This is a genomic window from Leucobacter sp. NPDC058333 (assembly GCF_042726155.1).
Taxonomy (GTDB): domain Bacteria; phylum Actinomycetota; class Actinomycetes; order Actinomycetales; family Microbacteriaceae; genus Leucobacter.
The window spans coordinates 562,106-569,749 of the sequence record NZ_JBHXHV010000002.1 but is presented as its reverse complement, the minus strand read 5'-3'; the positions used below and the strand labels follow the sequence as shown (position 1 = coordinate 569,749).

The following is a 7,644-nucleotide window of genomic DNA, read 5'->3' as shown; positions in this document are numbered from 1 at the left end:
GCTCCCAGTAGATTACTGGGTTGATAGGCCAGATGTGGAAGCACTGTAAAGTGTGGAGCTGACTGGTACTAATAAGCCGATGACTTGATTTCTTTACACCCCCTGGTGGGGTGTTGCATAAGTCTTTTTTGTAACGATTGTTTCGCGTCCACTTTGTGGTTCTAGACGTACGGCCACACACGGCCCCTTGTTGGGGGTGGTGTGGTCATATGTGAATAGAGTTACGGCGGCCATAGCGTCAGGGAAACGCCCGGTCACATTCCGAACCCGGAAGCTAAGACTGATTGCGCCGATGGTACTGCAAGGGGGACCTTGTGGGAGAGTAGGACACCGCCGGACACCTTTTACAGAAAGGGTCGTACAGTGGGAGCCAATGCTGGCTCACACTGTGCGGCCCTTTCGCTTTGTATAGACATTTCAACAGCGCTGATTTTCGGAGGCACCCCATGAATGAACGACCCGATCGGTACGACTCCTCGGATCGCGGCCCCCGGAACCAGCGCGGCGACGACGCGCGGAACGGCGGCTCAGGCCGCCCGCAGCGCGACGGCGATCGTCGGCGTCCGCAATACGGTAACCGCGACGACCGCGGTTCGCAGCGTCCACAGTATGGCAACCGCGACGGCGGCCGCCCGCAGCGCGATGATCGTGCCCCCCGCCGTGATTTCGGCGACCGCGATGATCGTCGCCCGCAGCGGGACCGTGACGCCCCGCGTCGCGAATACGGAAACCGCGACGATCGTGGTTCGCAGCGTCCGCAGTACGGTAACCGCGACGACCGCGGTTCGCAGCGTCCACAGTTTGGCAACCGTGATGGTGCTCGCCCGCAGCGCGATGATCGTGCGCCCCGCCGTGATTTCGGCGACCGCGATGATCGTCGCCCGCAGCGGGACGATCGTGCTCCGCGTCGTGACTTTGGTGATCGTGATGATCGCCGTCCTCAGCGCGACGGTGGCAGTGATCGTGCTCCGCGCCGCGACTTCGGTGCACGGGACGATCGGGCTCCGCGTCGTGATTTCGGCGGCAACGACCGTCGTCCGCAGCGTGATGACCGGGGCGATCGGGGCGACCGCAACGATCGTGCGCCGCGTCGTGATTTCGGTAACCGTGACGATCGCGGTCCCCGTCGTGATTTTGGCGATCGTGACGATCGTCGTCCCCAGCGTGAAGACGGTAGCGATCGTGCGCCCCGTCGTGATTTCGGCGGCAATGATCGTCGTCCACAGCGTGATGATCGCGGCGACCGTAATGATCGCGCTCCCCGTCGTGACTTCGGCGATCGTAACGATCGTGCTCCGCGTCGCGACTTTGGCGAACGCAACGATCGTGCACCCCGTCGTGATTTTGGTGATCGTGATGATCGTCGCCCGCAGCGCGATGGAGGTGGCGAGCGTGCGCCGCGTCGCGACTTCGGTAACCGCGACGATCGTGCACCGCGTCGCGACTTCGGCGGCAACGACCGTCGCCCGCAGCGCGACGACCGCGGTGACCGCGGTGACCGCAACGATCGCGCACCCCGTCGTGACTTCGGTGATCGCAACGATCGCGCACCCCGTCGTGATTTTGGCGACCGCAATGACCGCGCTCCGCGCCGCGACTTCGGGGACCGCAACGACCGCAATGATCGCGCACCCCGTCGTGACTTCGGGGACCGCAATGACCGCGCGCCGCGTCGTGACTTTGGGGACCGCAACGACCGCGCCCCGCGCCGCGACTTCGGGGACCGCAACGGTCGCCCGCAGCGCGACGACGCACCCGGCTACGGCCGCGGTGGCACGCGTGGCGCCGGACGCAGCGACCGCGGTGGCCGCGAGCGCGTGTTCACCGAAGCCGAGCGCCTGCAGCACGAGCTTCGTCCGGTCCGCTCGGATCATCGTGACCCGGTGCTCCCGGACGAGGTCGAGCCGAGAGACCTGCACCCGGCAGCGCGCAACGAACTGAAGACGCTGCAGGCAGACGTGCAAGAGCGCGTTGCGCGTCATCTCGCGATGGTCGCGTTCCTGATTGACGATGAGCCCGAGCTTGCGCATCAGCACGCGCTGTCGGCGAGCCGACGTGCGGGCCGCATTCCCGTCGCCCGCGAGACGCTCGCGATCACCGCATACCGCACGGGCGATTTTGCCCTCGCGCTTCGCGAGTTTCGCACGCACCGTCGCCTGAGCGGTCAAGACGGTCACGTCTCGCTCATGGTTGATTGCGAGCGCGGGCTCGGACGCCCTGAGAAGGCGATCGAGACCGGACTCGATGTGGACGCCAGCAAGCTCGACACCGAGCAGCGCGTGCACCTTGCGATCGCGATGTCGGGCGCCCGCCTGGACCTCGGTCAGACCCAGCAGGCCCTGTTTGAGCTCGAGATCCCCGAGTTGAACCCGGCGAAGGCGTTCTCGTGGAGCCCCGATTTGTTCGCTGCGTACTCCGCAGTGCTCGAAGATCTCGAGCGCCCCGCCGACGCCGCGCAGTGGCTCGAGCACGCAGAGCACGCGGCGCGCGCCCTGCAGGCGCACCACGGCTCGCTCGACGAGCTCGAGGTGTTCGAGATCTACGAGGAGGAGCCCGCGGCTGAGCCCGAGGTGTCCACTGAAGAAGACGAAGAAGCGATGGTGGATCCGGCCGACGACTTCGGCGACGAGCACGTGGCCGAGGCGCCGGTGGCAGCAGAGGCTGACGAGGTCGAGACCGAAGACGTCGAAACCGAAGACGTCGCCACAGATGATGTCGCGACCGACGACGTCGAAACCGATGACTTCGATGCTGCTGAGCGCGGCGATGAAGAAATGTCCATCGAAGACGAGGTCGACGAGTTGCTCGCGGCCGCCGGCATCACCGGTGCCGCCGTTCCGGCCGAGGCTACTGACGCGAACGCTGAAGACGCGAGCGCTGAAGATGCTGACGCCGACACCGAGCCCACCACGGACAAGCAGGACTGATGGCACTGTTCGGCAAGCGTGCGACCGCGCTCGGCGCAGCCCCGATCGAGGGTCGCGAGCTCGTGCTCGCGGACCTCGACGGGGTGATCTACCGCGGTCCTGACGCGATCCCGCAGGCGGTCGATCACTTGAACCGTGCAGCAGAGGCGGTGCGCGTGGCATACGTCACGAACAACGCGTCTCGCACCGACGAGACCGTCGCGACGCACCTGCGCGAGCTCGGTCTGCGCGCCGTTGCCGCCGACATCGTCACCTCGCCGCAGGCGGCTGTGTCGCTGCTCGCGCGCACCGTACCCGCGGGCTCACGCGTGCTGGTCATCGGCGGCGATGGGCTCGTCGACGAGCTGGGCAAGGCCGGATTCGAGGTCACGCGGAGCGCTGATGACGATCCCGCGGCCGTTGTGCAGGGGTTTGCGCCGGAGGTTGGCTGGGTGCACCTGGCAGAGGCCGCATTCGCGCTCGCGGAGCAGCCGGGCCGCGAACCGCTGCCGTGGATCGCGACGAACACCGACTGGACCATTCCGGTCGCCCGCGGTTTGGCCCCGGGCAACGGCACTCTGGTGTCTGCCGTACACACGGCGGTGCAGCGGCTGCCAGTGTTCGCGGGCAAGCCCGAGACACCGATCTTCGAGGCGGCGTTCGAACGCTTCGGCACACGCAACGCACTGATGATCGGCGATCGACTCGACACCGACATCAAGGGCGCGCTCGCTGCGGGCATCCCCTCGCTGCACGTGCTCACGGGCGTCGACCGGCCGAAGCAGCTCGTCGCAGCGTCCCAAGACATGCGCCCCGAATTCATTGTTGCTACGCTCGCCGAACTGCACGAGCCGTACCCCAGCACTGAGCGCCTGAAAGACGGCACGATGCAGGTGGGAACGGCGAAGGTACGCATGGACGGGCACGTGGCCTCAGTAGTTGCCGAGGGCGATTCGCAGATCAATCTGCTGCGCGCGGGCTGCGCTGCGATCTGGGCCTCCGGGCTCGCAATCTACGGCCTGAAGGTGCCAGAGATTCTCTACGAGGATCACTGGCGCTGAGCCTCAGCCGCACGTCGGAGGTCGTCGCTAGGCTGGACGCATGACCTCGACCGAGCACAGCGACGACACCGGCCTGATGAGCCGCATTGAAGTCATCGAATCCCAGCCGCTGCAGCAGCGGGCGCTCGGTTTCGAACAGCTGCACGATGAACTGTTGGCTGAACTGCAGCGGGGCGACCATGGCGCCTGACCCCCGGGGTGCAACCTGGGCGGGCGACACCGTGCGCCTCGACCGCGTACTGCCAGAACTCGGGCTGGTGCGGTCGCGCAGTCGCGCGACCGAGCTGATCGCTGAGGGCAACGCCCTGGTCAACGGCGTCGTCGCGACGAAGGCCGGGGCGAAGGTCACTGCGGGCGATCACGTCTCGGTGCGCGGGGAAGACCACTACGTCGGCCGCGCCGCCCACAAACTGCTCGCGGCGCTCGACACGTTCGGCATCGATCCTGACGGCCGAATCGCCCTCGACCTCGGCGCGTCCACCGGCGGCTTCACCCAGGTACTGCTCGAACGCGGTGCCGCGACCGTGCTGGCCATCGACGTTGGGCATGATCAGCTCGCGCAACGGCTGCGCGACGATCCTCGCGTTCGACTCGTGGAGGGGCGCAACGCGCGCGACCTCACCCCCGAGAACCTTGCGGCCGACACCGGAGTGCGTGATCAGCCCGCGCTGGTCGTGGCTGACCTGTCGTTCATCTCGCTCAGACTGGTGTTCGCGGCGATCGCGGCCTGCGCCGCCGAGCACGCCGATGTCGTGCTGCTGATCAAGCCGCAGTTCGAGGTCGGGCGCGTGAAAGACGGCGTCGTAACGTCGCCGGCGCAGTGGGCCGACGCGATGCGCATCGTGCTGCGCGCGGCGGCCGACCACGGGTTCGCCGCTCGGGGGCTCGCGTCGTCGCCGGTGATCGGGGCGACTGGCAATCGCGAGTTCCTCGGCCATTTTGTGCGCGCCGTAGACGCTGGTCCGACAGAATGGGAGTCGCGTATCGCGGAGCTCACCGGGTCTCCCGATGCGACACTGCACGGCGACCCGGCACGAGCGGAGGAGGCGCGATGAGCACGCAGATCGACAATGCACGGCGGATCCTGATCGTGTCGCACACGCACCGCGACGAGGCCGTCGCAGCGACCGTCGAGGCCGTGACCGCCTTGCTCGCCGCAGACGTCGTACCGGTGCTCGACGAGCAAGATCGCGACGACTTTTCACCGCACCTTGAAGTCGAGCGCATCGCCCGTCTGGGCGAAGACGTCGACGTCTCCGACCTCGAAGCCGCCATCGTGCTCGGCGGCGACGGCACCATTTTGCGCGCTGCCGAATTGCTGCGCGGATCGGGCTGTCCGATCGTTGGCGTGAACCTGGGCCACGTCGGGTTCCTCGCCGAGATGGAGAGTTTCGACCTCTCGACGACCATCGATCGGGTGCTGCGCCGCGACTACACGGTCGAGGAGCGGTTGACCGTCGACGTGCGCGCGAGCCACGACGGCGTGCTCATTGCAGACACTTGGGCGCTCAATGAGGCGAGTGTCGAGAAGCAGCGCCGCATGCTCGAGGTCGAGATCGGGGTCGACGGCAGACCGATCTCGACGTTTGCGTGCGACGGCGTCGTGCTCGCGACACCGACCGGCTCGACCGCTTACGCGTTTTCCGCCGGTGGGCCGATCGTGTGGCCGACCGTGCAGGCGATGCTGATCGTGCCGATCGCGGCTCACGCGCTCTTCAACCGTCCGCTCGTGACCGGCACCGACTCCGAGCTGCGCGTGCGCATTCTGCCCGAGAACATTGGGCCAGGCGTGCTGTGGTGCGACGGACGCCGGCGCACCGAGCTGCCCGCCGGGTCAGTGGTGACGGTAAGCCGTTCGGCGCAGTCGGTACGCCTGGCGCGTTTGAACGCCGGCGTGTTCAGTGATCGACTCGTGCGCAAGTTCCACCTGCCCACATCGGGCTGGCGCGGCGGCCGGCGCGGGGGTGAGGCCGCATGATCGAAGAGCTTCGGATCAGAGATCTCGGCGTCATCGTCGATTCGACGGTGCCACTCGGGCCCGGTTTCACCGCGATCACTGGCGAAACCGGCGCGGGTAAGACGATGGTCGTGAGCGCGCTTGGCCTGCTCATGGGCGAACGCAGCGACGCCGGTGCCGTGCGAGTCGGCGCCGCGCAGGCCCGGGTACACGGCATCGTGCGCACGGTTGATCCGGCGGTCGAAGAGATCGTCGATGAGCTCGGCGGTGAGGTCGAAGACGGCGAACTCGTACTCAGCCGCACGGTCAGCGCTGAAGGGCGCAGCCGCGCTGGCGTGGGCGGGGCGAGTGCTCCCGTCGGTAGCCTCAGCCGGCTTGCCGACCGCCTGTTCGCGGTGCACGGCCAGTCCGAGCAGCTGCGGCTGAAATCAGCCGCGGCGCAGCGCGAGACGCTCGACCGCTTCGGTGGGGAGCAGCTGACGCAGACGCTCGCCGAGTATCGCGATTCACATCGCGAGCGGCAGCAGCTCAGCGCGCGGGTGCACGAACTGACCGAGGCGCGCGACGATCGGGCCGCCGAGGCCGCGCGGTTGCGCGAGGAGCTGGACGAGATCGCGGCGGTGGATCCGCAGGTCGGCGAAGAGGTCGAGCTGGCCGGGCGCATCGAGTTGCTGAGCAACGTCGAGGCCCTGCACTCAGCGAGTGCAACCGCCCACGAGGCGCTCGCGAGCGACTCTGACGAACCGCTCGTGCGCGACGCCGGGGGGCTCGTTGACGAGGCGGTGCGTGAGCTTGAGCGCGTCGCGGCGTTCGATCCGAGGCTCGCGTCCGTGCTTGAAACGCTGCGCGGCGTGAGCTTTCAGATCGCCGACGCGGCGACGGAGCTCGCGGCGTACGCGGGCGACCTCGACGACGAGGGGCCGGGCGAACTTGCGCGCGCTAACGATCGACTCGCGGCACTGAACGGACTCTTCCGGCTGTACGGCGCAAACAGCGCTGCTGTCATTGCAACCGCGGAGGCGTCAGCGGTGCGTCTCGCCGAACTCGACGGCGACGGCGACCTCGTCGACGAGCTCGCCGAGCGACTGGAGGCCGAGACGGCGCGCGAGCGCGAGCTCGCCGCACGCCTGACCGATCAGCGCACGGCTGCGGCGGCGAAGCTCTCCGAACTCGTCTCGATCGAGCTGCGGCAGTTGGCACTGCCCGACGCGACGTTCGTGGTCGAGGTGTCGCCGTCACCCGCGCTCGGCGCATCTGGCGGCGACGACGTGCAGCTGCTGCTGAGCCCGCACCCCGGTGCGCCGCCGCGGCCGGTCGCCAAATCGGCCTCTGGTGGCGAACTGTCGCGCGTCATGCTCGCCCTCGAGGTCGTGGTCGCCGCGGTCGACCCCGTACCGACGTTTGTGTTTGACGAGGTCGACGCGGGCGTGGGTGGCGCCGCCGCGATTGAGATCGGTCGCCGCCTCGCGCGGCTCTCGCACACGTCACAGGTCATCGTGGTCACGCACCTCGCGCAGGTCGCGGCGTTCGCGTCGAACCACCTGCAGGTCGTGAAGGACTCGGCCGGTGGTTTCACCGAGAGCAGCTGCAGGCGGCTTGAGGGCGATGCGCGGCTCGCCGAAATGGCGCGACTGCTTTCAGGGCTCAGCGATTCGGGGAGTGCGCTCGAGCACGCCGCCGAACTGCTTGCGCTGCGCGACGCGGCCTAGGCCGCGGGCGC

At 67.8% G+C, this 7,644-nt stretch carries 7 protein-coding genes and 2 rRNA genes; 8 read left to right on the top strand and 1 reads right to left on the bottom strand.

Features of this window, described 5'->3' with window-relative positions; genetic code table 11:
• Together ACFWHR_RS10480 and rrf are read left to right on the top strand one after the other, a co-directional pair.
• Positions 1–92: ribosomal RNA gene (locus tag ACFWHR_RS10480) — 23S ribosomal RNA — on the top strand; the annotation flags it as partial.
• Positions 93–222: 130 nt separating this feature from the next.
• Positions 223–339, top strand: a 5S ribosomal RNA gene (gene rrf, locus ACFWHR_RS10475).
• 188 nt (positions 340–527) lie between these two features.
• On the opposite strand, the gene ACFWHR_RS10470 is transcribed toward rrf, so the two are convergent.
• A complete protein-coding gene (locus ACFWHR_RS10470) occupies positions 528–1,874 on the bottom strand; it encodes a hypothetical protein (protein ID WP_382448248.1) in 1,347 nt (448 codons plus the stop codon).
• A gap of 9 nt (positions 1,875–1,883) precedes the next feature.
• On the opposite strand from ACFWHR_RS10470, the gene ACFWHR_RS10465 reads away from it, so the two are divergent.
• The 6 genes from ACFWHR_RS10465 to recN are packed head-to-tail and all read left to right on the top strand — an operon-like array spanning position 1,884 to position 7,633.
• A complete protein-coding gene (locus tag ACFWHR_RS10465) occupies positions 1,884–2,927 on the top strand; it encodes a hypothetical protein (protein WP_382448247.1) in 1,044 nt (347 codons plus the stop codon).
• Positions 2,927–3,967, top strand: coding sequence for an HAD-IIA family hydrolase (locus ACFWHR_RS10460; protein WP_382448246.1), 1,041 nt, complete (start codon positions 2,927–2,929; stop codon positions 3,965–3,967). The genes ACFWHR_RS10465 and ACFWHR_RS10460 overlap by 1 nt, the downstream gene beginning before the upstream one ends.
• Before the next feature lie 40 nt (positions 3,968–4,007).
• Entirely contained in the window at positions 4,008–4,157 is a 150-nt protein-coding gene (locus tag ACFWHR_RS10455) for a hypothetical protein (protein WP_382448245.1), read from the top strand.
• Positions 4,147–5,022, top strand: a complete 876-nt coding sequence (locus ACFWHR_RS10450) for a TlyA family RNA methyltransferase (RefSeq protein ID WP_382448244.1) — start codon at positions 4,147–4,149, stop codon at positions 5,020–5,022. Before ACFWHR_RS10455 ends, ACFWHR_RS10450 begins: the two co-directional genes overlap by 11 nt.
• The gene (locus ACFWHR_RS10445; protein ID WP_382448243.1) at positions 5,019–5,945 is read left to right on the top strand and encodes an NAD kinase; all 927 of its coding nucleotides are present in this window, start codon (positions 5,019–5,021) and stop codon (positions 5,943–5,945) included. The genes ACFWHR_RS10450 and ACFWHR_RS10445 overlap by 4 nt, the downstream gene beginning before the upstream one ends.
• A complete protein-coding gene (gene recN / locus ACFWHR_RS10440; RefSeq protein ID WP_382448242.1) occupies positions 5,942–7,633 on the top strand; it encodes a DNA repair protein RecN in 1,692 nt (563 codons plus the stop codon). The genes ACFWHR_RS10445 and recN overlap by 4 nt, the downstream gene beginning before the upstream one ends.
• Positions 7,634–7,644 lie beyond the last annotated feature (11 nt).